General features: G+C 55.4%; 21 protein-coding genes and 1 riboswitch. Of the genes, 11 read left to right on the top strand and 10 right to left on the bottom strand.

The window, feature by feature from the left end; all coding sequences use genetic code 11:
- Positions 1-3 precede the first annotated feature (3 nt).
- Positions 4-1,224, top strand: coding sequence for an amino acid deaminase (locus tag GSQ70_RS08745; protein ID WP_158782188.1), 1,221 nt, complete (start codon positions 4-6; stop codon positions 1,222-1,224).
- 337 nt (positions 1,225-1,561) lie between these two features.
- Here the strand turns inward: GSQ70_RS08745 and ribB are convergent, their stop codons facing one another.
- The gene (gene ribB / locus GSQ70_RS08740) at positions 1,562-2,218 is read right to left on the bottom strand and encodes a 3,4-dihydroxy-2-butanone-4-phosphate synthase (protein WP_158782187.1); all 657 of its coding nucleotides are present in this window, start codon (positions 2,216-2,218) and stop codon (positions 1,562-1,564) included.
- Between the two features lie 111 nt (positions 2,219-2,329).
- A riboswitch (FMN riboswitch) is annotated at positions 2,330-2,481 on the bottom strand.
- A gap of 147 nt (positions 2,482-2,628) precedes the next feature.
- On the opposite strand from ribB, the gene GSQ70_RS08735 reads away from it, so the two are divergent.
- Positions 2,629-2,916, top strand: a complete 288-nt coding sequence (locus GSQ70_RS08735) for an accessory factor UbiK family protein (RefSeq protein WP_158782186.1) — start codon at positions 2,629-2,631, stop codon at positions 2,914-2,916.
- 69 nt (positions 2,917-2,985) lie between these two features.
- Here the strand turns inward: GSQ70_RS08735 and hldE are convergent, their stop codons facing one another.
- The 3 genes from hldE to GSQ70_RS08720 form a co-directional block, all read right to left on the bottom strand.
- Positions 2,986-4,413, bottom strand: coding sequence for a bifunctional D-glycero-beta-D-manno-heptose-7-phosphate kinase/D-glycero-beta-D-manno-heptose 1-phosphate adenylyltransferase HldE (gene hldE, locus GSQ70_RS08730; protein ID WP_158782185.1), 1,428 nt, complete (start codon positions 4,411-4,413; stop codon positions 2,986-2,988).
- 122 nt (positions 4,414-4,535) lie between these two features.
- On the bottom strand, positions 4,536-7,382 hold the full coding sequence (glnE, locus tag GSQ70_RS08725) for a bifunctional [glutamate--ammonia ligase]-adenylyl-L-tyrosine phosphorylase/[glutamate--ammonia-ligase] adenylyltransferase (RefSeq protein ID WP_158782184.1): 2,847 nt from the start codon (positions 7,380-7,382) through the stop codon (positions 4,536-4,538).
- Between the two features lie 51 nt (positions 7,383-7,433).
- Positions 7,434-8,738 carry an inorganic triphosphatase gene (locus GSQ70_RS08720; RefSeq protein WP_158782183.1) on the bottom strand — a complete coding sequence of 435 codons (1,305 nt, stop codon included), beginning with the start codon at positions 8,736-8,738 and terminating at the stop codon, positions 7,434-7,436.
- A gap of 210 nt (positions 8,739-8,948) precedes the next feature.
- Here GSQ70_RS08720 and GSQ70_RS08715 point away from each other — a divergent pair, with 210 nt between their 5' ends.
- Entirely contained in the window at positions 8,949-9,569 is a 621-nt protein-coding gene (locus GSQ70_RS08715) for a TIGR04211 family SH3 domain-containing protein (RefSeq protein ID WP_158782182.1), read from the top strand.
- Positions 9,570-9,651: 82 nt separating this feature from the next.
- Positions 9,652-10,884 (top strand): multifunctional CCA addition/repair protein, encoded by a 1,233-nt coding sequence (locus GSQ70_RS08710; protein WP_158782181.1) that lies wholly within the window; start codon positions 9,652-9,654, stop codon positions 10,882-10,884.
- 41 nt (positions 10,885-10,925) lie between these two features.
- Here the strand turns inward: GSQ70_RS08710 and bacA are convergent, their stop codons facing one another.
- Entirely contained in the window at positions 10,926-11,744 is an 819-nt protein-coding gene (gene bacA, locus GSQ70_RS08705) for an undecaprenyl-diphosphate phosphatase (protein WP_158782180.1), read from the bottom strand.
- A gap of 143 nt (positions 11,745-11,887) precedes the next feature.
- Complete coding sequence (folB, locus tag GSQ70_RS08700) at positions 11,888-12,247, bottom strand: bifunctional dihydroneopterin aldolase/7,8-dihydroneopterin epimerase (protein WP_158782179.1); 360 nt, start codon at positions 12,245-12,247, stop codon at positions 11,888-11,890.
- A 107-nt stretch (positions 12,248-12,354) separates the two neighbouring features.
- Here folB and plsY point away from each other — a divergent pair, with 107 nt between their 5' ends.
- Positions 12,355-12,969: a glycerol-3-phosphate 1-O-acyltransferase PlsY gene (plsY, locus tag GSQ70_RS08695; protein WP_158782178.1), complete on the top strand. Its 615-nt coding sequence runs from the start codon at positions 12,355-12,357 to the stop codon at positions 12,967-12,969.
- Positions 12,970-13,595: 626 nt separating this feature from the next.
- On the opposite strand, the gene tsaD is transcribed toward plsY, so the two are convergent.
- Positions 13,596-14,612, bottom strand: a complete 1,017-nt coding sequence (tsaD, locus tag GSQ70_RS08690) for a tRNA (adenosine(37)-N6)-threonylcarbamoyltransferase complex transferase subunit TsaD (protein ID WP_158782177.1) — start codon at positions 14,610-14,612, stop codon at positions 13,596-13,598.
- 303 nt (positions 14,613-14,915) lie between these two features.
- On the opposite strand from tsaD, the gene rpsU reads away from it, so the two are divergent.
- From rpsU to rpoD, 3 genes are all read left to right on the top strand, one after another.
- On the top strand, positions 14,916-15,131 hold the full coding sequence (rpsU, locus tag GSQ70_RS08685) for a 30S ribosomal protein S21 (RefSeq protein ID WP_001144069.1): 216 nt from the start codon (positions 14,916-14,918) through the stop codon (positions 15,129-15,131).
- Between the two features lie 102 nt (positions 15,132-15,233).
- The gene (dnaG, locus tag GSQ70_RS08680) at positions 15,234-16,994 is read left to right on the top strand and encodes a DNA primase (protein ID WP_158782176.1); all 1,761 of its coding nucleotides are present in this window, start codon (positions 15,234-15,236) and stop codon (positions 16,992-16,994) included.
- Between the two features lie 307 nt (positions 16,995-17,301).
- A complete protein-coding gene (gene rpoD / locus GSQ70_RS08675) occupies positions 17,302-19,146 on the top strand; it encodes an RNA polymerase sigma factor RpoD (protein ID WP_158782175.1) in 1,845 nt (614 codons plus the stop codon).
- A 233-nt stretch (positions 19,147-19,379) separates the two neighbouring features.
- Here rpoD and mug read toward each other — a convergent pair whose 3' ends face one another.
- The 3 genes from mug to GSQ70_RS08660 form a co-directional block, all read right to left on the bottom strand.
- A complete protein-coding gene (mug, locus tag GSQ70_RS08670; protein ID WP_158782174.1) occupies positions 19,380-19,898 on the bottom strand; it encodes a G/U mismatch-specific DNA glycosylase in 519 nt (172 codons plus the stop codon).
- A gap of 17 nt (positions 19,899-19,915) precedes the next feature.
- Entirely contained in the window at positions 19,916-20,338 is a 423-nt protein-coding gene (locus GSQ70_RS08665) for a YncE family protein (protein ID WP_233268261.1), read from the bottom strand.
- Between the two features lie 280 nt (positions 20,339-20,618).
- The gene (locus GSQ70_RS08660) at positions 20,619-21,758 is read right to left on the bottom strand and encodes a porin (RefSeq protein ID WP_370521107.1); all 1,140 of its coding nucleotides are present in this window, start codon (positions 21,756-21,758) and stop codon (positions 20,619-20,621) included.
- Between the two features lie 345 nt (positions 21,759-22,103).
- Here GSQ70_RS08660 and GSQ70_RS08655 point away from each other — a divergent pair, with 345 nt between their 5' ends.
- The 3 genes from GSQ70_RS08655 to GSQ70_RS08645 are packed head-to-tail and all read left to right on the top strand — an operon-like array spanning position 22,104 to position 26,217.
- Positions 22,104-23,894, top strand: coding sequence for a glycerol-3-phosphate dehydrogenase/oxidase (locus GSQ70_RS08655; protein ID WP_158782172.1), 1,791 nt, complete (start codon positions 22,104-22,106; stop codon positions 23,892-23,894).
- Complete coding sequence (locus GSQ70_RS08650) at positions 23,854-24,699, top strand: class I fructose-bisphosphate aldolase (RefSeq protein ID WP_158782171.1); 846 nt, start codon at positions 23,854-23,856, stop codon at positions 24,697-24,699. Before GSQ70_RS08655 ends, GSQ70_RS08650 begins: the two co-directional genes overlap by 41 nt.
- A gap of 18 nt (positions 24,700-24,717) precedes the next feature.
- Positions 24,718-26,217 (top strand): FGGY-family carbohydrate kinase, encoded by a 1,500-nt coding sequence (locus GSQ70_RS08645; RefSeq protein WP_158782170.1) that lies wholly within the window; start codon positions 24,718-24,720, stop codon positions 26,215-26,217.
- Positions 26,218-26,456 lie beyond the last annotated feature (239 nt).

The raw sequence follows: 26,456 nt of genomic DNA, 5'->3' as shown, positions 1-26,456 counted from the left end.
GTTATGAAGTATCACAAAGACCTGCTTATCTCACATAAATCCGCACTACTGTCCCGTGAGGCAAATGTGCTGTTTGAAGAAGTCTGTTTACCTGCCGCAACGATCAAAAAATCCGCGCTGGAAAACAATATTCAGTGGATGCAGCGCTATGCAAACCAACGCGGCGTGTCTCTCGCTCCTCATGGAAAAACGACGATGACGCCGTGGATTTTCAAAGCGCAGCAGCAGGCTGGCGCATGGGCAATCGGTGTGGGGAGCGCCTGGCAGGCGGCAGCGGCTATGGCGAGCGGCATTAATCGGGTATTGATGGCGAACCAACTGGTTGGTAAAGCGAATATGCAGGTTATCTCGCGCCTGAAGTCACACTATCCGCAGGTGGATTACCTTTGTTGCGTGGACAGCCTCAGTAATGCGCAGACGCTGTCGGCTTTTTTCAGCTCGCAGGGCCAGAAAGTGGATATTTTACTGGAACTGGGTGTCCCTGGCGGACGCTGTGGCTCCCGTACTCCGGAAGCCGCTCTTGCACTGGCGCAACAAATAGCTTTGTTACCGGGCCTGCGCCTGCGTGGGCTGGAACTTTATGAAGGCGTGTTACATAGTGACGATCCACAGCCACAGGTAGAGAACCTGCTGCGTGACGCGGCCAGACTGGCCTGTCAACTTGAACGTTACGTGGAGGGGGAGTTCATTCTTACCGGGGCAGGTTCCGTCTGGTATGACGTGGTGTGTAATATCTGGCTGAATGCAGAAATCCCTGCAGCCTGCCGGATTGTCATCCGTCCGGGTTGCTATATCACGCATGACAAGGGGATTTACCATCTCGCTCAACAAGAATTGAGAGCACGTGACAGCGTTGCCTGCGATCTCGGAGGGGATCTCATTTCGGCACTCGAACTGGTGGCGATGGTGCAGTCAGTGCCGGACAGCGATCGAGCCGTGGTTAATTTTGGCAAACGCGACTGCGCATTTGATGCCGGATTGCCACAGCCCGTCGCCCATTACCGGGCAGGCCAGGCTTTGCCTTTCTCGCCGGAAGCCATGCAGAGTATCGGGATCATGGATCAACACTGTATGTTGCAGCTGGCTGCGGGTAGTGATGTTCAGGTCGGTGATATATTAGTTTTTGGCACTTCTCACCCCTGCCTGACATTTGATAAATGGAAAACGCTGCTGCTTATTGACGATCGGTACAATGTTGTTGATGAACTGGAAACGCTGTTCTGATCTTCCCGGCCCGATATATAGCCTGATTAATTCAAGTTGCAGGACAAAAACGTCATCGTTTTTGAACAGCGCCCGCACTGGCCCGCAGGGTGAGCCTCAGGGACGAGGCGCATAAATCCCGATGAGCAGACGACGGTAAGTGATTTGGGTGAATGAACACAGCCAACGCACCGGCACCCACGCCAGACGCCTCCAGGCGACTGAAGTATGATGGGTATAGCAGGGAGAGCGTCACCTTCACTCAGCATCATAATGAGTGAATAAGCAGTGTCGGGGCTGGCCGTGAATCACACTGAAACCGGGGAAACTTCCGGTTTCAGTTGGTTAACACGATGATTTAGCTGGCCTGACGGGTTTCGCGGCTGCGGCGATAAGCCACCAGGTCTTCAATAGTGACGACCGGCATATTATGCTGCTTCGCAAATACGATAGCTTCCGGCGCGTGCGCCATTGAGCCATCATCGTTGGTCAGTTCACACAGCACACCAGCAGGTTTGAAACCGGCCAGCGTCACCAGATCGATAGTGGCTTCTGTGTGGCCGCCACGGGTCAGCACGCCGCCATCACGCGCACGCAGTGGGAACACGTGACCAGGACGATTTAAATCAGCTGGTTTGGCATTATCAGCAATAGCTGCACGAATAGTGGTCACACGGTCTTTCGCTGACACACCAGTGGTCACGCCTTCTGCCGCTTCGATAGTTACGGTAAAGCCGGTGCCATAAGAGCTGGTATTGTTGTCGACCATCATTGGCAGCTCAAGCTGCTGACGACGTTCCTCAGTCAGGCACAGGCAGACGATGCCGCTACCATGGCGGATGGTCAGCGCCATCTGCTCAACGGTCATGGTCTCTGCGGCGAAGATCATGTCCCCTTCGTTTTCACGATCTTCATCGTCCAGCACCATTACACCACGACCCTCGCGCAAAGCAGCAAGAGCCCGTTCCACACGCTGTTCCGGCGTGCCAAATTCAGAAAGAAGCGACTGATTCATGGTAAATAAACCTTTAATTAATGTATGGGTTACCAGAATCAGGGCGTGCTTAGGAGTGTCATGCAGTGACAAAAAAATAACGGCGAGGCAGGCAAAAAGCCCGACAAGATACGTTACCCTCTCCCATCCGGACTCTAACCGTCGGCCCCGGAATTACACCGGATCTGCTGACCTTCAAACCGGGAGGTCTGAAGCGCTCGCGGGCTTTCAGCCGTAGCTGATTTACCGCCGGTGGGGAATTTCGCCCCGCCCTGAGAATAAGCCTGATTACTATAGCGCCGAAAAAATGGTGAGGCAACGAACAAAATGCGCAAATAGTTCCCCATTTTGCTGCTTTAGCGTTTTCGGGTTTATCCTTTGAGGTTATGGCATTACACTTACAGAAACTTTGCCGCTACCAGGAAGCCGCCATGATTGACCCCAAAAAAATTGAACAGCTTGCCCGCCAGGTCCATGAGTCTATGCCGAAAGGGATCCGCGAGTTTGGCGACGATGTTGAAAAGAAAATCCGTCAGACTCTGCAGTCACAGCTGACCCGGCTGGACCTGGTAAACCGCGAAGAGTTTGACGTGCAGACTCAGGTGCTGTTGCGCACCCGCGAAAAACTGGCCGCACTGGAACAGCGCATTGCCGAACTGGAAAGCCGTGGCGTGGCTACCGCTCCGGCAGAAGCGGTCAGGACCGAAGACTTGCAGTAACGCTCAGTGCGGCATAAATAACAAGGGGGCGATATCGGATCGCCCCCCTCTCTTTTATCGCCTGTGCCGTCAGGCTTTCGACTGAATCGCTTTAATGATGTTGCTGGTAGAGATGCCATCTTCAAAATTCAGCACCCGCACTTCCCCACCATTAGCCCAGACTTCTTTGCTACCGGCGATGTCTTCCGGTTTATAGTCGCCACCTTTGACCAACAGGTCAGGCAGGATATCAGCGATCACCCGCTGTGGCGTGTCCTCTTCAAACGACACCACCCAGTCCACCGCTTCCAGTGCACCCAGCACGATCATTCTGTTGACCAGTGGATTGACCGGACGGCTTTCGCCCTTCAGACGCTTAGTGGAAGCATCGCTGTTGACCGCCACGATCAGCCGGTCACCGAGTTTACGGGCGTTCGCCAGATAGGAGACGTGCCCTGCATGAAGGATATCGAAGCAGCCGTTGGTCATCACCACTTTCTCACCACGACGGCGGGCGATCGCTACTGCTTCCTTCAGCTGCTCTTCGCTCATCACGCCAAAACCAGATTCCGGACGTGCACGAATGGCATTTTCCAGCTCCACCGGAGAAACCGTAGAGGTCCCAAGCTTGCCCACCACCACACCAGCGGCAGCATTGGCGAGAAAACAGCACTCTTCCAGCGTATTACCCGCCGCCAGCGCAGCTGCCAGTACGCCAATGACCGTATCGCCTGCACCGGTAACATCGTAAACTTCCTGCGCCTGCGTTGGCAGGTGGAAAGGCGCTTTGCCCGGCTGCAGCAGCGTCATGCCGTTTTCTGAACGGGTGACCAACAGCGCCGACAGCTCAAACTGCTCAATCAGCGCCATACCGCGCGCCACAATTTCCGCTTCGTCTTTGCAAAAGCCTACCACAGCTTCGAATTCAGAGAAGTTCGGAGTCAGGATGGTCGCACCACGGTAACGTTCAAAATCGGTCCCTTTTGGATCGACCAGCACCGGCACCTTTGCCTCGCGGGCAATGTGGATAATAGTCTCCACACTGGCCAGCGCGCCTTTGGCATAGTCAGACAACACCAGCGCACCAGTCTGCGATAGCGACTGGCGGATGCGCTGGTGAAGTGGCTCAACGTCCACTCCTTCAAAACCTTCTTCGAAATCCAGACGGATCAGCTGCTGATTACGTGACAGTACGCGCAGCTTGGTAATGGTGGGATGAGTGGCAACCGGGACGAAATCGCACTGAACGTTGACGCCTCTGAGTGTCTCGTTCAGCGCCCGCGCCGCATCATCAATGCCGGTCAGCCCGATCAGCCGTGACTCCGCGCCCAGTGAGGCAATGTTCATCGCCACGTTAGCCGCGCCGCCCGGGCGCTCTTCGACGTTATCGACCTTGACTACCGGCACCGGGGCCTCAGGAGAGATACGGCTGGTCGGGCCGTACCAGTAGCGATCCAGCATCACGTCGCCAACGACGAGAACACCCGCACGGTTAAAATCGGGCAGCGTAATTTTCATTCCAGAGACTCCTGGCCAGTATCAAAAAATAGTGCGCGCGATGATAGCACAAGCTCGCTGGCACGCACATTTACCCTTCGGTTTATCCCCGCTGACGCGCTCACTACGTGAAAATCAGAGCATCACGACCGCTCTGTATTACCCAACCAGCGCTGCCAGCTGCCGTTCACCACCGCTTTTTCACGGCTAAACGCATCAGGCGGGACCTGCCCGGCCAGTTTCTGCAACGCGAGATGATGCAGCTCATCGCGCAGGGTAACGTAAGCCTGAGTCAGCGCCTGCGCTTCCGCTTCTTCAATCCGGTCATTCCGTGCCATCAGCTCAAGAATACGCACGTTATCAGACCAGCGTGTCAGTTTGGGTTCATCAGCCGCGTAGCGTAAGACCAGATATTGCGTGATGAATTCAATATCCGTGATACCGCCCTGATCCGCTTTAATATCCCAGCGGTCTTTCTGCTTGCTGCCAAGATGTGCGCGCATTTTCTCACGCATCTCACGAACCTCTGTTTTCAGCTTATCCGGCTCACGCGGCAGACACAGAATGCCACGGCGAATTTCATCAAACCGCTGGCTCAACGCCGCTTCGCCAAAGACAATCCGCGCCCGCACCAGTGCCTGATGCTCCCAGGTCCAGGCCTCATTGCGCTGATAGTCATCGAAGGCTTCAAAGGTGCTCACCAGCATCCCGGCCGCGCCGGATGGCCGCAGGCGAGCATCCACCTCGTACAGAATGCCGGATGAGGTGCGGGTGCTGAACAGGTGCATCACCCGCTGAGCCAGCCGCAGGTAGAACTGACGGCCATCAATACTGCGTTCGCCTTCGGTGATTGCTTCTTCCGGGCAGTCGTGCAGGAACACCAGATCCAGGTCTGAACTGTAGCCCAGCTCCCAGCCACCCAGCTTGCCGTAGCCAATCACCGCGAAGCCGCGCTCCCGATCGTTTTTCAGATGTGATGGTCGGCCATAACGCTGCACCATCATCTGCCATGCCTGCTGCACCACCTGCTCAATCATCGCCTCCGCCAGCCAGGTAAGGTGATCGCTCACTTTCATCACCGGCAGCGTTTCCGCAATATCAGCGGCGGCAATACGCAGATGCTGAGCCTGCTTAAACTGGCGCAAGGCTTCCAGCTGCTGCTCTTCATCTTCTTCCGGGATGCGCAGCAGGTACTGACGCAGTTCGTCGCGATAGGCATCAGTGGCGGTAGGCTGGTACAACGTGGCAGGATCGAGCAGCTCGTCCAGCAGCAGCGGGTAGCGGGCCAGCTGGCTGGCGACCATCGGCGAAGCGGAACAGAGGCGGATCAGGTGCTTCAGTGCGCCGTGGTATTCGGTCAGCAGCTCCAGATAGGTGGTACGGGTGACAATGCCCAGCAGCAGCGGCGTCAGGCGGTTAAGCGTGATGTCAGCATCCTCACGTGGACAGACTTCAGACAGCAGGCGCGGCATCAGCTGGTCCAACGCCTGACGGCCCCGGGGGCCAATGGTGCGTTTATCCACGTCCTGATGGAAAGCGGTGATCGCCTGAAGCAGGCGCTGACAGGATTCTGTGCTCAGGTGCGGCACCAGCGGAGCGAGTTCAGCTTCCTCCAACCGATCCTGCCACAGCACGCCGTACTCGTCGGACTCTTTGTTTTCACCTGTTTCTGGCGTGTCGTCGCCAATCAGCTCATCAAAGATGGCGCGGACAGCGGCCATATGCTGCTCAAGTTGCTGGTGCAGTTCAGACCATGACGAGGTGCCCATTGCCCAGGCCAGTCGCTCGCGGTTCAGATCGTCTGCAGGCAACGTCTGGGTCTGTTCATCGTTAATGCTTTGCAGCAGATTTTCCAGACGCCGCAGGAACAGATAGGCTCCTTCCAGCTGGCCCACCTGTTCAGCAGGCAGCAGACTGAGTTCACCAATTGCCTGCAGCGTCGGCAGCAGGGAGCGCAGCTGTAACGCCCGCTCACGCCCGCCACGGATCAGCTGGAAGACCTGCACAATAAATTCTGTTTCACGGATCCCGCCCGCGCCGAGCTTGATATTGTCAGTCAGGCCACGCCGTCGGACTTCACGCGCAATCATGCTTTTCATGTTACGCAGCGACTGGATCACGCTGAAATCGATATAGCGGCGGTAGATAAACGGCCGCAACATCTGCTGCAGCTCCTGACTCCAGCGGTCTTCTGTCCCGCCCATCAGCCGCGCTTTGACCATCGCATAGCGCTCCCAGTCACGTCCCTGCTCCTGGTAATAATCTTCCAGCGCGGCGAAGCTCAGCACCAGCGGCCCGCTGTCGCCAAAGGGACGCAGGCGCATATCCACGCGATAAACAAACCCCTCCACCGTCGGCTGATCGAGCACTTTGATCAGCCGCTGTCCCAGACGGGTGAAGAACTGGGCGTTATCCAGCTCACGGCGGCCACCTGTGGTGCTGCCGTTCTCCGGCCAGGTGAAAATCAGATCGATGTCAGAAGAGAAGTTCAGCTCACCGCCGCCCAGCTTACCCATCCCGAGGATCAGCAAGGGTTGTGCTTCACCCTGAGCATTCACCGGCGTACCAAACTCGCGACAGCACGCCTGCCACAACCAGTCTCTTGCGGCGACAATCAACGTTTCTGCCAGCATGCTGAGCTGCTGCAGGGACTCTTGCGTATTGCTGGTTGCCAGCGTCTGCATCCACGCGATGCGGGTCAGCATATGGCGGCGGAACAGGCGCAGCTCGCGCATCAGGCTGTTTTCATCGCTAACGGCGGTAAGCCGCTTCTGCAGCCAGTCCGCATACTGTTGCCACTCTCCCGGCTCCGGCGGCTTGTCCTGCAGCTGGCCGAGCCATTCAGGCTGGCGCGCCAGGTTCTCACCGATAAAGTCACTGAAGGCCAGCACGGCCTGTTCAGTGGCGTTAAGCTCTTGCCACTCCGGGGCCAGGCGCGTAACCTGCTCCGCCAGCAGCGAGGGCAGCGACGATGAGGGTGATGGCAACATAGAGACTCCCTGTAGGCATTATTTCAGTCAGCTGCGGGCTGCAGATCCCATTCAGACGCTACCGTTTTTCCAGAAGGCCGGATGCTTCAGTGCCTGACGGCAATAAGTCGCCAGCCAGGCTTCCTGTCTGGTCTCGATGGCATGGGCCAGCTGATACCACTCTCCCAGCCATGAGGCAACGGCAGCAGTATCATAAGTCCCTGCCAACAGGCGTGCCGCTAACAGCTGACGATGCAGCCGGGTCAGTTTGTCCTGATACTCGTTAATCTGCCGCACCAGCCCGAAAGTCTCTTTCAGGTCGGCAGAGATCCGGCCCAGCATCACGTCGCAGAAACGTTTAAAAGATCCCTGCAGCTTGGCATCCGCTTTGGCATCGACAAACCCGCGCCAGCGCTCGGTGGCAATCCAGTTAGTGAGTGCTAATTGGGTCTGCAAGCTGATGGTACTGAAGCACAGCGTTTCCGCTTTCAGTTTATCTTCCAGCAGAGCCTCTTCGAGTTGGGTCAGAGACTGGCGAAGCTCACTGCTGGCCTTGCGCGGAACCAGCGCACCAAACAGAGAGAACGCCTGACGCAGCGTTTCCAGCGCCTCATGGATTTCATGCAGCGCGCCCTTATTACCACGTAGCCACAGCTCTTCGTGATACTGCCACTGACTCAGTGCCAGCATAAAGGCAGCACGCATTCCCTCTTCCACTGTGGCTTTCGGCTTCACTTTCATCACCGGCACCGGCCGCAGGTCACACGGTGGATTGCCCTTAGCCAGCGCATAACCGCGTGCGGCCTTGCTCAGGCTGCCCAGACGCAGTCCGCCCATCGTCGTCAGCCCGGCGGCAAAAGCCAGCAGATCATCCCGGCTGCCACTTTTCAGCTCCAGCTCAATCTCACACAGCGCTTCGCTCAGCTCACCGGCAGTGACTTCGCCGCGATCAAAAGCAACTTCAATCTCGCTGCTCAGGTAAGTAACCACCCACTTCTCGCGCACGAAACGGGTGCTGAACAGCGGTTTGAGCTGCTGCTGCAGAGCGGCCAGATCGCACCCTTCCGGCCAGATTTCGGCAGGCAGCTTGCTGATATTCAGCACCGGCTCCGCGACAGGCACATTGTATTCAGGACGCTGATGCAGGCCGCCAACGGTCTGCCCTGCTGCTTTCAACGTCATTTCATAACTGTCGCCATAGCCGCGAATACGCAAGCCCATATCCCAGCTGCGCAACTGGCCCCCAGCCGTCTCAAAATAGATGTTGGTCAGCTCGACCGGCGCAGTATGCTGGTTTGGCCAGGCTGCAAGCGTGGCGGGCAGTTTTTCGGCACCTTCTGGCGTCACAATGAACTTTACTTCGATTTCGATGGTCATATTTTCTTAATCAGTTGGTTACCGGCACGGTAAATGACGTTATTGCGTGAAGAGTAATGCAGAATCGCCGTGGCTGTCTCGGCTTTCTTATCGCTTTGCGTGGTGTTTCGCACCAGCCTGAGACCAGGAAAGTTCTCATTTAGCTTTGTGCGAGCCAGCTCCAGACTGTGCCATTACTTTTTTCCAGGACTCACGTAAAAAAGATATCGAATGAAAAAAACTCAGCTTATTGGCCTTACTTTACTGACTTTCAGCGTAGCAGCATCCGTTCATGCCGAAGAAAAACGCTATATCTCCGACGAACTTTCCACCTGGGTACGCAGCGGCCCAAGCGACAGTTACCGCCTGGTCGGCACCCTGAATGCCGGCGAGGAAGTGGCGTTACTGCAAACTGACGACAGTACGCACTATGCTCAAATCCGCGACGCCAATGGCCGTACCACCTGGATCCCACAGGCACAGCTGAGCGAACAGCCAAGCATGCGCACCCGCGTCCCACAGCTGGAACAGCAGGTGAAAGATCTGACCGACAAGCTGGCCAATATCGACGGCAGCTGGAACCAGCGTACCGCTGAGATGCAGAAAAAAGTGGCAGGCAGCGATGGCGCAATCAATGGCCTGAAAGAAGAGAATCAGAAGCTGAAAAACGAGCTGATTGTGGCACAGAAGAAAGTCAGTGCCGCGAACGTTCAGCTGGATGACAAGCAGCGAACCATCATCATGCAGTGGTTTATGTACGGTGGCGGCGTGGCAGGTGTTGGCCTGCTGCTGGGCCTGCTGCTGCCGCATATGATCCCGAGCCGTAAAAAGAAAGACCGCTGGATGAACTGATCCTCTGCCACCTGCAACGGTGCTGACCGCGTTCTACACTTCACGTATGATGCATGTAATGAATCAGCCTGGAGTGTAGTTAGTGAAGACTTACCTTGTCGGTGGCGCGGTACGCGATGCACTGCTAAATCTGCCGGTCAAAGACAAAGATTGGGTAGTGGTCGGCGCCTCACCCGAAGAGATGCTGAACCAGGGCTACGAACAGGTTGGCCGGGACTTCCCTGTGTTTCTGCATCCCAAATCCCATGAAGAGTATGCGCTGGCCCGCACCGAGCGGAAAAGCGGCAGCGGCTACACCGGCTTTGTGTGCTATTCCGCACCTGACGTCACTCTGGAACAGGATTTACAGCGACGCGACCTGACCATCAATGCGATAGCCCAGGATCGGGACGGCAGCTACCATGACCCCTATGGCGGGCGTGCCGATATTGAACAGCGTCTGCTGCGCCATGTTTCTCCCGCTTTTAATGAAGATCCGCTTCGCGTTCTGCGTGTGGCGCGATTTGCTGCGCGCTTCGCTCACCTGGATTTCACCGTAGCGGAAGAGACTCTGGTATTAATGCGACGGATGGCAGAAAGCGGAGAGCTGAATACGCTGACGCCGGAAAGAGTGTGGAAAGAGACGGAAAAAGCGCTGGAAACCCAAAGTCCTCAGGCCTACTTCCAGATCCTGCGGGATTGTGGTGCGCTGGCCGTGCTGTTCCCGGAACTGGATAACCTCTACGGCGTTCCGGCCCCGGCGAAGTGGCATCCGGAAATCGACACCGGCGTCCACACCCTGATGACGCTGGCGATTGCCGCTCAAATCAGTGATGAGGTGGCTATCCGCTTTGCCACTCTTTTCCATGACGTGGGCAAAGCGCTGACGCCACCGGAAAAATGGCCCAGCCATCATGGTCATGGCCCGGCAGGCGTCTCTCTGGTCGAAAACCTGTGTCAGCGGCTGCGCGTCCCCAACGCCCTGCGCGATTTAGCGCTGCTGGTGACAGAATTCCACGATCTGGTGCATACCATCGGGCGTCAGAGCCCTGAAACGCTGATCGCCCTGTTCGACCGCGTTGATGCCTGGCGCAAGCCGCACCGGGTGGAGCAAATCGCCCTGACCAGCGAAGCAGACGCGCGTGGGCGTACCGGTTTTGAGAACAACCCTTATCCACAGGGTAAATATCTGCAGGATGCTTTTGCGGTGGCGCAGAATGTGCCGACGAAAGAGGTGGTTGCCGCCGGTCTCAAGGGCGCGGAAGTGCGTGAAGAGTTAACCAGAAGGCGAATCGCCGCGCTGAATCAGTGGAAGGAAGACAACGAGTTAGCGTAAAGAGCAAGCCGGGCGTCAGCGCGCCCGGCTTCGTTCAGGCTCTAAACAAAGACGATATAGACCGCAATTGCCACGATAAAGCGATAGATGGCAAACGGCACAAACGAAATGCTCTGAATCAGCTTCAGGAACACTTTAATGGCGATCAGCGCCACGATAAATGCGGTGACAAACCCCACGGCAAACATCGGGAAGTCCGTCAGGGTCAGGAAGCCCATGCTCTTGTACAAATCCAGCACGGTCGCGCCCAGCATCATGGGTACAGCCAGAACAAAAGAGAATTCGGCAGCCGCATAGCGACTCACCCCCATCAGCATACCGCCAGAAATGGTGGCACCTGAACGGGAGAAGCCCGGCCACAGCGCCAGACACTGGAAGCAGCCAATCACGAAAGCCTGACGATAAGTCATATCATCAATGCCCTCGGCCCTGGGCTTCTTCGGCTTCAGGAATTCCGCCGCCAGCAGCAGTACACCGCCCACAACCAGCGCGTACATCACGTTGACCGGGTTAAACAGCGATTTAATCTTATCGTGGAAGATCAGACCGATAACCACTGCAGGAACCATACCCAGCAGGATATGAATCAGCGTCAGATGTCCTTTCCCCGTTCCCTCGTGTGGGACTTTACCGAAGTGAATGCCAATCAGCCCAAACAAACGACGCCAGAACATCACTACGACGGCCAGGATGGAACCAAGCTGAATGACGACCTCAAAGGTGTCTGCCTTGTCCCCTTCAAACCCCAACAGATGACCGACAATAATCATGTGTCCGGTGGAGGAGACAGGCAGAAACTCTGTTAATCCTTCAACAATGCCCAGTATTGCTGCCACCCATAGATGATGAATGTCTGCCATCAAATTTCCCCTATCCGTTTAAAAAACATTAAAAAGGCGGTCGCTCTTAGCTACCGCCAAAATTGTGTCAGCCCTGGGTTAGGCCAACCTTAAGACAGACCATAATGTCGTTTGGTTTCACCGTGATGGCAATCACTCTGGCTTTATTTCGGATTAGTCCCGCGTTCTATCACTACGCCAACCTGAACCGCCTGGGCTACTGCACCGGGCTTGCTGAGCTTAATCCGCACCCAGGGGGAGTTAAATCGTGTCAGCAATAACGTGGCCACTTCTTCCGCCACGCGCTCTACCAGGGCAAATTTTCCGCCCGCAACGTGGTTAATAATGGCCTCAGACACATCGGCATAGCTCAGGCAGTCATTCACATCGTCGCTGGCCGCCGCTTTGCGGTTGTCCCAGGCCATTTCGACATCGAACACCAGCTTCTGCTGAATAGTTTGTTCCCAGTCATAGACACCAATCGTGGTGATGACGGAGAGTTGTTCAATAAATACGATATCCATGATGGCAGTCTCTGTTTTTGTGGTTGCCGGATACCACTTCCGGCGGTTTATGCGTATTATCCACGGATGATGAGAACAAAACCAACCCTACAAGACGGAACGATGTTATGAGTGTATTCGCGCTTGGTATGATTGTTTTCGCGTATCTGTGCGGCTCCATTTCCAGCGCGATTCTGGTGTGCCGACTGTTCAGACTACCCGATCCCCGCCAGAATGGTTCCGGGAATCCCGGCGCGACCAACGTGCTGCGAATCGGTGGCAAAGTCCCGGCAATCGCCGTTCTGGTTTTCGATATTCTCAAAGGTATGCTGCCGGTGTGGCTGGCTTACCATTATGGTGTCAGCCCGTTTTATCTTGGCCTGGTCGCTATCGCCGCCTGTGTCGGCCACATTTATCCGGTATTCTTCCACTTCAAAGGTGGCAAAGGCGTGGCAACGGCATTCGGCGCCATTGCCCCAATCGGCTGGGATTTGACCGGGCTGATGACCGGTACCTGGCTGCTGACCGTGCTGCTGAGCGGCTACTCATCTCTGGGCGCAATTATCAGCGCACTGATTGCACCTTTCTACGTGTGGTGGTTCAAACCTCAATTCACTTTCCCGGTCGCCATGCTGTCATGCCTGGTGCTGCTGCGCCATCACGACAATATTCAGCGCCTCTGGCGCGGGCAGGAATCGAAGATCTGGAAGAAAAAAAAGAAAGGTCCAGAAAGCGATCGCTGAACAATCACTATTTTTTCTGGCATACGGATACTCAATAAAAGGACTTAAATATGCAACAGAAAGAAGAAGGTAGCCTCGGCTACTGACGCCTGGCGAAACCAGATTAGCCAGAGAAGTGTTTAAGAACTCTGTTTCATTCAACAAAGTATGAATACACCACCGAAGTTATCTGCCATTTGGGCCGCAAAGCTGAAATGTTGCCATGACACCAAATGGCGAGCTGTATTTCAGAGACTGGTACAAACAGGATTTTTCCAAAGAGCCCGCAGATCTTCAGCATTTGTTCATCCATGAAATGTCACATGTGTGGCAAGGCGAACGCGGAATGTGGGTGAAAACGAGAGGCATGCTTAGCTGAGCAGCTAATTACTCCTGGCAACTCGACAACCGTTTTCAGAAAAAGGGCAATTTATAGCCGATTTTATTCTGGTATCACCGGAATCAGAAAAGCATGATGCCATCACCACGCGCCGCATTGTTGTTGGGTTGAGTGGTCAAATGGACATGCCTGCACTCTCCCCCATCAATAATGATGAATTTTAATAAAGAGAAGAAGGGTTTCGTTGCAATAAATCGTTCTGTCCAGCTTAACAGGGCGGTGGTTTCCGCCCTTAAAAAAGAAGCGATCAGGAAATTGCGGGTAATTCCGCCAGCGGCCAGCGAGGCCGGACGGTGACGCTCAGTTCTCCCCGCGTTCCCCCCTTCATCCGCACCATTCCGGCATAGGCAATCATCGCGCCATTGTCGGTGCAGAATTCAGGACGGGCATAGAAGACTTCACTGCCGCGCGCCTTCATTACCTCCGCCATTTTCGCCCGCAGAGTACGGTTGGCGCTGACGCCACCGGCAATCACCAGCCGCTTAAAGCCGGTTTGCTCCAGCGCACGCTTACATTTGATTGCCAGCGTATCCACCACCGCATCTTCAAATGCCCGTGCAATATCAGCACGGGTTTGTTCGTCATCGCTGTTTTCACGGATGGTGTTAGCCGCAAAGGTCTTCAGCCCGGAGAAGCTGAAATCCAGTCCCGGACGGTCGGTCATCGGACGCGGAAAAATAAAGCGCTTTTCGACGCCCTGCTGCGCCATTTTCGACAGCATTGGGCCGCCGGGATAATCCAGACCAAGCAGCTTGGCCGTTTTATCGAAGGCCTCACCAGCGGCATCATCAATCGATTCACCCAGCAGAATATATTCCCCGACGCCGGTGACGCTGATCAGTTGGGTGTGACCACCAGAGACCAGCAGGGCGACGAACGGAAACTCCGGCGGATTATCTTCCAGCATTGGCGCCAGCAGATGCCCTTCCATATGATGAACCGGGATCGCCGGAACATCCCAGGCAAAAGCCAGGGAACGGCCAATGGTAGCACCGACCAGCAGCGCCCCGACCAGTCCCGGGCCTGCCGTATAGGCTACCGCGTCAATATCCTGCGCCTTCAGACCGGCTTCTTTCAGTGCCGCCTGAATCAGCGGCACGGTTTTGCGCACGTGGTCGCGCGAAGCCAGTTCCGGCACCACACCGCCGTAATCGGCGTGCAGTTTGACCTGGCTGTAAAGTTGGTTGGCGAGTAAGCCGGTTTGATCGTCGTAAATCGCGATACCGGTCTCATCGCAGGAAGTTTCTATTCCGAGTACACGCATGACAGTTTCACCTCATTCTTGCGGCGCGCAGTGTAGCATGAAGGCCTGCACCGGGCGGCAATTTTCCGTCGTTCCACCGTGACTCTCTGAGGCATAAGGGAAAAATATTTTCACAGCGCACAGGTCAGTTGGTGTATAATCCTCCGCCTGAAAAAACCGGCAGCCGCACAGGCGCATCTGTTGGTGACATTTTGCTATGGTGCTTTACAACGCAGCCTGTGTTGGAGTAAAATTCCGCACCATTTTGAAACAAGCTGGCACTGACGTCAGCAACAAAACCGAATTTATCGAGGTGAGAGTTACATGCCGGTAATTAAAGTACGTGAAAACGAGCCATTTGACGTAGCACTGCGTCGCTTCAAGCGTTCTTGCGAGAAAGCAGGCGTTCTGGCTGAAGTTCGTCGTCGTGAGTTTTATGAAAAACCGACTACCGAACGTAAGCGCGCTAAAGCGTCTGCAGTTAAACGCCACGCGAAGAAACTGGCTCGCGAAAACGCACGCCGCACTCGTCTGTACTAATCGTTTTTAGTCGCTTCACAGACAAGTAGTAGTTAAGAAGGCCGTGCTTTCCGAAAGGAATGCGCGGCTTGTTCTCGTTTATGAGCTGATAAACCGGGGCTTATGGCTGGACGAATTCCACGTGTATTTATCAATGACTTGCTGGCGCGCACGGACATCGTGGATCTTATTGATGCCCGCGTAAAGCTGAAAAAGCAGGGAAAGAACTACCACGCGTGTTGTCCCTTCCATAATGAAAAAACCCCCTCTTTCACCGTCAACGGTGAAAAACAGTTTTACCACTGCTTCGGCTGTGGCGCACATGGCAATGCCATTGATTTCCTGATGAATTATGATCGTCTGGAATTCGTTGAAAGTATTGAAGAGCTGGCGACTGCGTATGGACTGGAAGTTCCGTATGAAAGCGGAACCGGCCCCAGCCAGCTGGAGCGTCATCAGCGTCAGAGTCTGTATCAACTGATGACCGGCCTGAGTGAGTTTTATCAGCAGGCGCTTTCCCAGAATCAGGCAACGGCTGCCCGTGACTATCTCAACAAGCGCGGCCTGAGCGATGAAGTCATTCAGCATTTTTCCATTGGCTTTGCGCCCACAGGCTGGGACAACGCCCTGAAGCGATTTGGTCGCAATCAGGACGATCGCCAGTCGTTGATTGATGCCGGGATGCTGGTCACAAACGATCAGGGCCGTAGCTACGACCGCTTTCGCGAACGGGTAATGTTCCCGATCCACGACAAGCGTGGACGAGTCATTGGATTTGGTGGGCGTGTACTGGGTGATGCGCTGCCGAAATACCTGAACTCGCCGGAAACCGATATTTTTCATAAAGGCCGCCAGCTGTATGGCCTTTATGAAGCACAAAAGAAGCATCCTGAACCAGCGAAGCTGTTAGTGGTCGAAGGCTATATGGATGTGGTGGCGCTGGCGCAATTTGGCATCGATTATGCCGTTGCCTCGCTGGGAACCTCCACCACGGCGGAGCATATTCAACTTCTTTTCCGCACGACCGATAACGTTATTTGTTGCTATGACGGCGACAGAGCGGGCCGCGAAGCAGCCTGGCGAGCGCTGGAAACCGCATTACCTTACATGAATGACGGTCGTCAGCTACGCTTTATGTTTCTGCCGGACGGTGAAGACCCGGATACGCTGGTACGCAAAGAGGGGAAAGAGGCTTTTGAAGCCCGGATGGAGCAGGCGATGCCGCTCTCCGCTTTCCTGTTTGACTCGCTGATGCCGCAGGTAGATTTGCGCTCACCGGATGGCCGCGCACAGCTCAGCAGGCTGGCGATACCGTTAATAAGCCAGGTGCCGGGCGAGACGCTGCGCATCTATTTACGTCAGGAGCTGGGCAACAAGCTGGGGATCCTTGACGACAGCCAGTTAGAAAAGCTGCTGCCAAAGCAGGGGGAGAATGCGAAACCACCCCAGCAGCCGCAGCTAAAACGTACAACCATGCGTATACTCATTGGGTTGCTGATTCAGAACCCTGCGCTGGCGACGATGGTGCCGTCACTGGATGGACTGGGGCATTCTGACCTCGCAGGCTTCCCCCTTTTTGTGGAGTTAGTGAGCACTTGCGTAGCTCACCCTGGCCTGACCACCGGACAGCTACTAGAGTTATATCGCGGAACAAAATTTAGCCAGAGCCTTGAAACGCTGGCCACATGGAACCACATGATCGTGGAAGATGAAGTGGAAACCATGTTTAAAGATTCTCTGGCCAGCATGTACGACGCTGCGCTGGAACGACGCCTGGAGTACTTAATTGCCAGGGAAAGAACGCATGGGCTGGATGCAAATGAACGTCGTGAGTACTGGTTTTTGAACCAAGAGTTTGCAAAAAAACCAAACTCAAAAGGCTGATTATCATAGTCTTTAACAAAATTATGAAGCATATATCGTCGCAGTCAGTTTGATTTCAGCCAGCGCGCAGCACCCGCAGCGTACTTTAGTACGTGAGGACAGTGAGCACTGCCAGCGTTCAAAATGGCAAGTAAGATAGCTTCAAACAAAATTAAAGCGGCTTAAGTGCCGATCTTCCGCCAGGTTGAGCCTGGCAGCCGCCACGATGGGCAGCGGCAATAAAGCAACGCCCTCACTGTTATTGTTGGCTGCTTAGGCTTAGCCGACCGACACCAATCTCATTTAACAGAAGTGTGGATACCGTCTTATGGAGCAAAACCCGCAGTCACAGCTGAAGCTGCTTGTCACCCGTGGTAAGGAGCAAGGCTATCTGACCTATGCCGAGGTCAATGACCATCTGCCGGAAGATATCGTCGACTCCGATCAGATCGAAGACATCATCCAGATGATCAACGACATGGGTATCCAGGTGGTGGAAGAAGCGCCTGATGCCGATGATCTGATGCTGAACGAGAACAGCAGCGACACGGATGAAGACGCTGCCGAAGCGGCTGCTCAGGTGTTATCCAGCGTTGAATCTGAAATCGGACGTACTACTGACCCGGTGCGCATGTACATGCGCGAAATGGGTACCGTCGAACTGCTGACACGTGAAGGTGAAATCGACATCGCCAAACGTATCGAAGACGGCATCAACCAGGTGCAGTGTTCCGTCGCTGAATACCCTGAAGCCATCACCTATTTACTCGAGCAATACGATCGCGTTGAAGCGGGCGAAGCGCGCCTGTCCGACATGATCACCGGATTTGTCGATCCTAACGCTGAAGAAGAGATCGCCCCTACTGCCACGCACGTAGGATCTGAACTTTCTGAAGAAGAGCGTGACGACGACGAAGACGAAGATGAAGAGTCCGACGACGACAGCTCTGATGACGACAACAGCATCGATCCGGAACTGGCCCGCGAGAAGTTTAACGATCTGCGCGTGCAGTACGAAAAAGCCCGTATGGTGATCAAGGCCAAAGGCCGTAGTCACGCTGATGCCGTTATTGAAATCCAGAATCTGTCCGACGTGTTTAAACAGTTCCGCCTGGTGCCGAAGCAGTTCGACTTCCTGGTGAACAACATGCGTACCATGATGGATCGCGTCCGTACCCAGGAACGCATCATCATGAAGCTGTGTGTTGAAATCTGTAAGATGCCGAAAAAGAACTTCATTACTCTGTTCACCGGTAACGAAACCAGCGAAACCTGGTTCAAAGCAGCACGGGCAATGAACAAGCCATGGTCAGAAAAGCTGAAAGACGTGACTGAAGACGTGCAGCGCGGCCTGATGAAGCTGTCGCAGATTGAAGAAGAGACCGGCCTGACCATCGAGCAGGTGAAAGACATCAACCGTCGTATGTCGATTGGTGAAGCGAAAGCACGCCGTGCGAAGAAAGAGATGGTTGAAGCTAACTTACGTCTGGTTATTTCTATCGCCAAGAAATACACCAACCGTGGCCTGCAGTTCCTCGACCTGATTCAGGAAGGCAACATCGGTCTGATGAAAGCCGTTGATAAGTTTGAATATCGCCGGGGTTATAAGTTCTCGACTTATGCCACCTGGTGGATCCGTCAGGCTATCACCCGCTCCATCGCTGACCAGGCGCGCACCATACGTATTCCGGTGCATATGATTGAGACCATCAACAAACTCAACCGTATTTCCCGCCAGATGCTGCAGGAAATGGGCCGTGAACCGACGCCGGAAGAGCTGGCCGAGCGCATGCTGATGCCGGAAGATAAGATCCGTAAGGTGCTGAAAATTGCCAAAGAGCCGATCTCCATGGAGACGCCGATTGGTGATGATGAAGATTCGCATCTGGGTGATTTTATTGAAGACACCACGCTGGAGCTGCCGCTGGATTCAGCAACGTCTGAAAGCCTGCGTTCCGCAACCCATGACGTGCTGGCTGGCCTGACTGCTCGTGAAGCTAAAGTGCTGCGTATGCGTTTCGGTATCGATATGAACACCGACCACACGCTGGAAGAAGTCGGCAAGCAGTTTGACGTTACCCGTGAACGTATTCGTCAGATTGAAGCGAAGGCACTGCGTAAGCTGCGTCATCCAAGCCGCTCTGAAGTGCTGCGCAGCTTCCTGGACGATTAACCCCACACGGTTTCGCCCTCTGAAAAGCCCCTGCATGCAGGGGCTTTTTTATTCACGTGGAGTCTTTCTCTTTATGGCCCTACGCATTCGCTCAGGACCGTCAAATCAAGAGCAGCCGTCGCGCAGTGTAGCGCACAACGTTTCAAATCAACCTGTTCACTTACCTGAAGTCTGGCCTGCCTCTGAATCCTCTGCAACAGCGATGAAAATCTTCGGCATATTTCTGCACTGCATCAGAGTCCACGCGCAGCTAACGCCGTATCCAGCTCCCGATAGGCAGCAACCAGTTCATCCTGCGAGGCGCGATTTAACCCGCTCGGATTGGGCAAAACCCAGATCTCCGTCTCACCTACCGTTTGCGGTTGCCTGCCCCACTCCACCTTGCTGACGCGGAACGCCTGCTTAAAAGCCTGCTTGCCCAGCACCGCCAGCGCATCAGGCTGATAGTGCAGGATTTTATCCAGCAGCGCCTTACCGCCATCACGCAGCTCAAGTCGCGACAGTTCGGTCGCTTCTTTGGTGGGACGCTCCACCAGCATGGTGATGCCGCAACGAGTATCCAACAGTTTCATCTCTTCTTCGGGTTTCAGCTGCTGAGCGGTGAATCCGGCCTGCCAGATGGTTTTCCAGAAACGATTGCCCGGATGGGCAAAATGGTAACCAGTATGGGCGGAGGATTTCCCCGGATTTATGCCGCAAAACACCACGCGCAGCCCCGGGGCAAGAATGTCGGTAATGTTATGCTCTGTCACTTCACTCCCGTGTTTTCTCAGTAAAACGGCTCAACCTGAGCCGCAACAAAATAGCTCAGCACTTCACAACCTCGTCCGACAGACGGCGTGCCGATGACTTTCAACGTAGCAAGGTCAATCACGCTGAGCGTGCCATCATCCTTATTGGCAATCAGCAGGGTACAGTTATCCGGGCTGAAGCAGCCATCCACAGGCTTATTCCCCACAGCCACCTGCCCCAGCGGGTTCAGCTTGCCATCAAACAGGCTGATCACCGGCTCCGGGTCACCGATCACCACCAGCAGCGAGCCACCTTCACTGAAGCGGGTGATCTGCGAGGCTTTCCGGTGGCCGGGCAACGGCAGCGTTTTTAGCAGACGATGCGTGTGGGTATCAAACACATACAGCAACGGTTTATTGCCATCAGTTGCCACAATATACGGATAAAGGGCCGAAGGCACGGCAGTCTGCTGACAATCCGGTCGGAATTGGGATCTATCACCAGAATAGTGGTGCTGTTCTCGCAGCACTGATAAACGAATCCATCGCTTCCCAGCCGGGCAGTGATGAGCTGAAGCAGCTCTTGATGGCGGAATTGTGCCGCGAGCTGAAAAGGAATATATGGCGCGGTAACTGAATATCAAAAATGCGCTTCCATTATATGGAATCAGTTGCTGAGGATTTTATTATCAATGGCAGGGATAAAAATACGTTCCCCACCTGAGCGGGGAACGCAGAGCATCAGAAATCGTAGCGCAGACGCACCAGGTTCATATCACCCAGGTTGTCGGTGCTGGAAGTGAAGACGTGCTCATAGTCAACACGGAAGCCATAATCCAGCTGGAAGGTCACACCCACGCCGTTATCGATGCGCTGATAATTGCGATCGTTAACGTACTCAAGGCGGTCACCCATAAAGTATGGCATTACTGACTTCAGCGCATACTGCCCAACCGGAATGGTGTAACCGGCAAGGTACTCAATGCCCCATGCATCACCGGCAAAGTAGTTATGCACGTTGTTTTTCTTGCTGGTCAGGAAGTTCTGGTAGTAACCGCCGCCGAAGGAGAAGGTCCACCGATCCGGCTTCCAGCTCAGAGCCGTGCCGTAGATATTCTGGTTCCAGGTTTTGGAATCATCAGTGCCGGGATTACGCATATCGGCACGGGTGTAGTTCCAGGCGGTACCCCAGGTCAGATCCTTCGCCAGATGATAATCAACACCCAGAGAGCCGCCACCTTTACGCTTGTAGCGCAGGCCGTTACCCGGCAGGTAATCGTTATCTTCGAACAGGTAAGAGGCATACACATCGGCATTACCGAAGGTATTTTTGTACTTCAGCATCTTACGTGATCGGTAAGACCCATCGTAGTCGCCGTTGATGCCGTTGCCCGGCGCCTGGGCCAGCATATCGTAATCCCAGATATCCGTTTTCGCGCCAACCACATCGTAGTAGATGCTGTTTTGCTGACCGTAAGTCAGCTGACCCCAGGTTTTACTTTTCAGCCCGGTATACAGCTGGCGGCGGGTGGTGTTATTCGCGCCATCGGCGTAGTGGTTATCCCAGTCGAACAGGGCAGGAATGTTCACGCCCAGTTCGTAGTAGTTAACCCAGCTGATGTCATCAAACAGATAGTAGTCAGCAGAGAAGCGGAAACGGGTACCGCCATCGAAACCGTTACGTTTGTAGGAGCCGTTATCGCTGCCACCGGTCATGTTGTTGAACTGTGGACGAATACTACCACCCACTTTAAAAGTCAGGCGGCTGAGCGGGTCGCCTGCCTGAGGATCGGCTTTCAGTAACGTCACTTCTGCGTGTGCAGCAAAAGAGGCGCTGCCCACCAACAACCCCAGACCAATGGCCCGGGATAAAACGCGCATATTTGTTAACATTTTGTATCCCTGTGAAGAATTGCAATATTTTTCGCGGGGGAGATAGTAGCGCGGGAAGTATGACAGAATGTGCATTTGCATGACCATTTCGTGCGGTTTTCTTGACGAAATCATTAAGTAAATATGTCATTTGAAGCAAAAACACACGATTATTAGCATTACGTGCCGAATTTGCATTAAGTCATGCGGATGACATCTGACGATTGATTTTCCGCAATGTTTTTCTCTTCCCCTTCTGCCGATCTCGTTTTAGTTAACAGTTTTGCAACAGAAAAGTGGCCTTCTCCGCTTGCCTGGCTATACCTGACAGGAGCAGGCGCAAAGGAGAACAGCATGGCATCTGAGAACATCAGACCGGAAAACCGCGAGGAAAGAGTGGCCCGACTTCGCCAGACAGATCGCACGCCAGTGCTGATTGTCGGCGGTGGGATCAATGGCATCAGCACCTTCCGCGAGCTGGCTCTGCAGGGCATACCGGTGGTGTTAGTGGAGAAAGGCGACTGGTGTCAGGCTGCCAGCGGCGCGCTTTCACGCATGATCCATGGTGGCCTGCGCTACCTGGAAACCGGCGAGTTCGCGCTGGTCAAAGAGTCGGTACAGGAGCGCGACCGCTTGCTGAAAAACGCCCCTCACTACGTAGCTCCTCTGCGCACCACGGTGCCGGTCGACAGCTGGGCAGGCGGTGTGATTAACGCCGGGAAACGCTTTTTACGCCTGTCGGAAAAACCGGGACGGCGCGGCGCGCTGGTGATCAAAACCGGCCTGACGTTGTATGACACCTGGTCCAGGCGCTATGGCAATATGCCCAGACATCAGCTCCACAACCAGCAGCAGACCCGACAACGCTGGCCCGGGCTGGCCGACTGGGTGAAATGCAGCGCCGCATACTACGACGCATGGATTGCAGCACCTGAACGGCTGGGCTTTGAGCTGATTGATGATACTGAGCGCGCCAACCCGACCGCTCTGGCGCTGAATTATGTCAGCGTGGAGAGCGGAGACGGCGAGATCCTCACCCTGCGCGATGCCATTAGTGGCGAAGAGTTCAGCCTGAAAGCCCACGTGGTGGTGAACGCTACCGGCGCGTGGATCGATCGCCTTAACGGCAGGCTCAGCCCGCGGCGGCCAGAACATCAGCTGATCGGCGGCACCAAAGGATCGCACCTGATCCTGAAAAGCCCGGAGCTGTTGAAAATGCTCGACGGCGAAATGATCTATTACGAGAACCAGGAAGGCCGCGTCTGCATTATGTTTCCGTGGTTCGGCAACGTACTGGTTGGCTCAACCGACATCCGGGTAGATGACCCGGATAACGTGGTTTGTGAAGCAGAAGAGCAGCGCTACATTCTGGAGTCGTTGAAATTTGTCTTTCCCCACCTGACGCTCAGTGACGAAGACGTGCTGTATACCTTCTGTGGTGTGCGCCCGCTGCCCGCCAGCGAAGCTGCAAGCAATGGTAAAATCTCGCGCAACCACTCACTGGCGCTGTTGCCGCCGACCGCAGAGCGGGATTTCACCACGCTGTGCCTGGTAGGCGGTAAATGGACCACCTTCCGCAAATTCGGCGAACAAGCCGCTGACCGGGTGCTAAAGCTGCTGGGGCGAAGCCGAAAAGTCAGCACCACGGATCTGCCGATTGGCGGTGGGCGTAACTTCCCCAGCGCCGCGCGTAAACCCGAATGGATCAAAACGCTCAGCCACGAATACAGCTTCTCCCCCACCCGCGTCGAACAGCTGGTTTCCCGCTATGGCACCCGCGCTCAGCCGATGATGCGCTTTATGCGCAGTCAGCCCGATCGTGCCCTGCACGCCAACCCGGACTGGTCGCAGAATGAACTGCGCTACCTGATCCGCCATGAGCAGGTACAGTTGCTGGAAGATCTGCTGGTCCGCCGCACGCCGCTGGCCATCGGCGGCCTGCTCACCCCGTTGCTGATTGATGAAATCGCCGGGCTGCTGGCTGACGAACTTGGCTGGCCTGCCGAACGACGACAGCAACATATGACCGAAACCCTCTCGCGCCTTGCCAGCCAGCACGGGCTGGGCAGGCTTTCCCCGGTGGCCGTCAACAAGGAATCCCGCCATGTCAGCCAGTCAGAAAGTAAGACTCAACCGCCTGTTTAATCACGGAAAATGTCTCGACGTTGCCATCGACCATGGTATCGCCAACGAGCCAGATTTTTTAACCGGGCTGGAAGATATCCGTCAGGTGATGCACAACCTGGTCGCCGCCCAGCCGGACGCCATTCAGGTCAACTACGGCCAGGCTGATCTGCTGCAACAGCAGGCTCAACGCCACAAACCCGCGCTGGTGTTACGCACTGATGTGGGTAACGCCTATAACGCCGCACGCCACAGTGAAATGTGGGCCGTACTGCACAACCCCGATGAACCGATCCTGGCTGCATTGCAGATGGATGCGGCAGCCGTGGTGGTAAACCTCTACATGATCCCTGATGAGCCGGGCATTTTCCGCATGTGCGTTGAGAACATTGGCCGCCTGCGCCATGCCTGTGAACGTTACGGGATGCCGCTGATGATCGAACCGCTGGTGATGGCCCCTGCCGGACAGGGTGCCGCTTATGGTTCACTGGGCGAGGTGGAAAAAATGGTGCCGCTGGTCAGGCTGGCCCGTGAGCTGGGGGCAGACATCATCAAAGTCGACCCGACCGAAAACGTGGAGGACTTTTACCGCGTGGTGGAAGCTGCCCGCTGCCCGACGCTGGTGCGCGGCGGTGGCAAAGGCGAACTGGGGGCGGTGCTGAATAAAAGCGCGGCGCTGATGGCGCAGGGCGCTTCGGGCATGGTATATGGCCGCAATGTGTATCAGCACGACAACCCGGCACGGGTAGTGAAAGCGCTGATGGCAATTATCCATCAGGGAGCCAGCGGGCAACAGGCGCTGGCGCTGTACGAGCAGGCGGAATAACGCACAAGGAAGCAGTTGATGAGCCAGCTACTGGGTATTGATGCCGGAAACACCATGATCAAGGCGGTGCTGTTCGATCTGGATGGCAGCGTGCGCGCCGTTGCCAGCTGCGCGGGAGAGACCCACCAGCCACAGCCAGGCTATGCCGAGCGGCCGGTGACTGAAGTCTGGCAGGGCGTGACCACCGCGATTAAAGCCTGTCTGGCTCAGTTCCCGGATGCGCAGGTGATTGCCGTGGGGGCAGCCGGTCACGGCAATGGCCTGTACGCGCTGGATCGCCAGCAGCGGCCGCTGATCGGTATTCAGTCAGTGGACAGCCGCGCGCTTGAGCTGGTGCACGAACTGGAACAGTCCGGACGGGCTACGGCAATCTATTCACGCTCGCTGCAGAAAGTGTGGGCCAGCTCCACGCCGGTGTTACTGAGCTGGCTGAAGCGCCACGATCCTCAGCGTTACCAGCGCATCGGCCATGTGCTGTGCGCCAAGGATGTGATCGCCCACTTTCTCAGCGGCGAAGTCAGCGCGGACTATTCCGATGCGGCCGGAGCCGGGTTAATCGGCCACTCGGTACGTGGCTACAGTGATGCGCTGCTGGCGCTTTACGATCTGCAGGACGCGCGCCCTCTTCTGCCTTCCCTGCATGAATCCAGTGAGGTGGCCGGTTACGTGACTCCACAGGCCGCCCGTTTAACCGGTTTGCCAGCCGGGATCCCTGTGGTGGCCGGTATTTTCGACGTGGTTGCCAGCGCGGTGGGGTCCGGCGTGGTTTCCGTCGGGGAAGCATCAATAGTGGCCGGAACCTGGAGCATCAATCAGGTGGTGGTCGCCAGCCCGGACTATCTCCGCCCGGTCTTTATGAATTCACTGATCGAGCGCGACCGATATATGGCTATCGAAGCCAGCGCCACTTCAGCGACCAATCTTGACTGGTTTGTGCGTGAATTTGCTGACGGGCGCAGCGGCACCGGAGCCGAGCAAAGCAGCGACCTGGTGGCGCACGTTGTGCCGCAGACCCATCTGCCGCTTTACCATCCCTACCTTTACTCCGGGCGTAAAGAAGAACCCGCCAAAGCAGGCTTCTACGGGTTGAGCGGCTGGCACACCCGCGCCGATATGCTGTTTGCGCTGTTCGAAGGGGTCACTTTCGCCCATCGTGCGCACATCGATCGCCTGCGGGCTGCCGGGTTACCTTTTGCCGCCGCCACGCTGTCTGGCGGTGCAGCCCGCAGTTGCATCTGGCCGCAGATGTTTGCCGATGTGTTGGGCATTCCCATTCAGATAACGGAATGCAAGGAAACTGGCGCGCTGGGAGCCGCAATTTGCGCAGGCGTTGGCGTGGGCATCTGGCCCAATCTTGCCGCAGGCGTAGCGCAGGCCGTCAAACTCAACCCGCATCGCCTGCTGCCCGACCCACAGCGCCAGGCTTTTCACCAACCGCGCTACCGGCTGTTTAAAAAGCTGGAACAGGCGATGGACACGCTCTGGCACGAAGAACTGAACGAGAATAACGTGATGTAAATCTGAATTCCGGCAACAAGATCCCGGCAGAACACCGTCAGGAAAGCGTTAATTTAATTTAACAATCCAAATCAGCGAAACCAACATCCCCGCCAGTTTCGCGCTAATTTCCGCGAATTTAACCCCGCTTTTCGTTTCTCCTCACAGGAACACGTAAGGACGGGCAATGTGGCCTTAACATTAAATTAAACAAACCGTAAACGGAATGTAATAATACCCCGCAATCTCCCGCCACACCT

Source organism: Pantoea sp. BAV 3049 (assembly GCF_009765445.1).
In the GTDB taxonomy this organism is placed as follows: domain Bacteria; phylum Pseudomonadota; class Gammaproteobacteria; order Enterobacterales; family Enterobacteriaceae; genus Erwinia.
Note: the sequence above shows the minus strand (reverse complement) of the source record. Positions and strands in the feature narration are given on the sequence as shown.

What these genes read in the sequence shown, in the direction of transcription:
- GSQ70_RS08745 (WP_158782188.1), top strand. Translation starts at nt 4, where the DNA reads ATGAAGTATCACAAAGACCTGCTTATCTCACATAAATCCGCACTACTG.
- ribB (WP_158782187.1), bottom strand. Translation starts at nt 2,218, where the DNA reads ATGAATCAGTCGCTTCTTTCTGAATTTGGCACGCCGGAACAGCGTGTG.
- GSQ70_RS08735 (WP_158782186.1), top strand. Translation starts at nt 2,629, where the DNA reads ATGATTGACCCCAAAAAAATTGAACAGCTTGCCCGCCAGGTCCATGAG.
- hldE (WP_158782185.1), bottom strand. Translation starts at nt 4,413, where the DNA reads ATGAAAATTACGCTGCCCGATTTTAACCGTGCGGGTGTTCTCGTCGTT.
- glnE (WP_158782184.1), bottom strand. Translation starts at nt 7,382, where the DNA reads ATGTTGCCATCACCCTCATCGTCGCTGCCCTCGCTGCTGGCGGAGCAG.
- GSQ70_RS08720 (WP_158782183.1), bottom strand. Translation starts at nt 8,738, where the DNA reads ATGACCATCGAAATCGAAGTAAAGTTCATTGTGACGCCAGAAGGTGCC.
- GSQ70_RS08715 (WP_158782182.1), top strand. Translation starts at nt 8,949, where the DNA reads ATGAAAAAAACTCAGCTTATTGGCCTTACTTTACTGACTTTCAGCGTA.
- bacA (WP_158782180.1), bottom strand. Translation starts at nt 11,744, where the DNA reads ATGGCAGACATTCATCATCTATGGGTGGCAGCAATACTGGGCATTGTT.
- folB (WP_158782179.1), bottom strand. Translation starts at nt 12,247, where the DNA reads ATGGATATCGTATTTATTGAACAACTCTCCGTCATCACCACGATTGGT.
- plsY (WP_158782178.1), top strand. Translation starts at nt 12,355, where the DNA reads ATGAGTGTATTCGCGCTTGGTATGATTGTTTTCGCGTATCTGTGCGGC.
- tsaD (WP_158782177.1), bottom strand. Translation starts at nt 14,612, where the DNA reads ATGCGTGTACTCGGAATAGAAACTTCCTGCGATGAGACCGGTATCGCG.
- rpsU (WP_001144069.1), top strand. Translation starts at nt 14,916, where the DNA reads ATGCCGGTAATTAAAGTACGTGAAAACGAGCCATTTGACGTAGCACTG.
- dnaG (WP_158782176.1), top strand. Translation starts at nt 15,234, where the DNA reads ATGGCTGGACGAATTCCACGTGTATTTATCAATGACTTGCTGGCGCGC.
- rpoD (WP_158782175.1), top strand. Translation starts at nt 17,302, where the DNA reads ATGGAGCAAAACCCGCAGTCACAGCTGAAGCTGCTTGTCACCCGTGGT.
- GSQ70_RS08660 (WP_370521107.1), bottom strand. Translation starts at nt 21,758, where the DNA reads ATGCGCGTTTTATCCCGGGCCATTGGTCTGGGGTTGTTGGTGGGCAGC.
- GSQ70_RS08655 (WP_158782172.1), top strand. Translation starts at nt 22,104, where the DNA reads ATGGCATCTGAGAACATCAGACCGGAAAACCGCGAGGAAAGAGTGGCC.
- GSQ70_RS08650 (WP_158782171.1), top strand. Translation starts at nt 23,854, where the DNA reads ATGTCAGCCAGTCAGAAAGTAAGACTCAACCGCCTGTTTAATCACGGA.
- GSQ70_RS08645 (WP_158782170.1), top strand. Translation starts at nt 24,718, where the DNA reads ATGAGCCAGCTACTGGGTATTGATGCCGGAAACACCATGATCAAGGCG.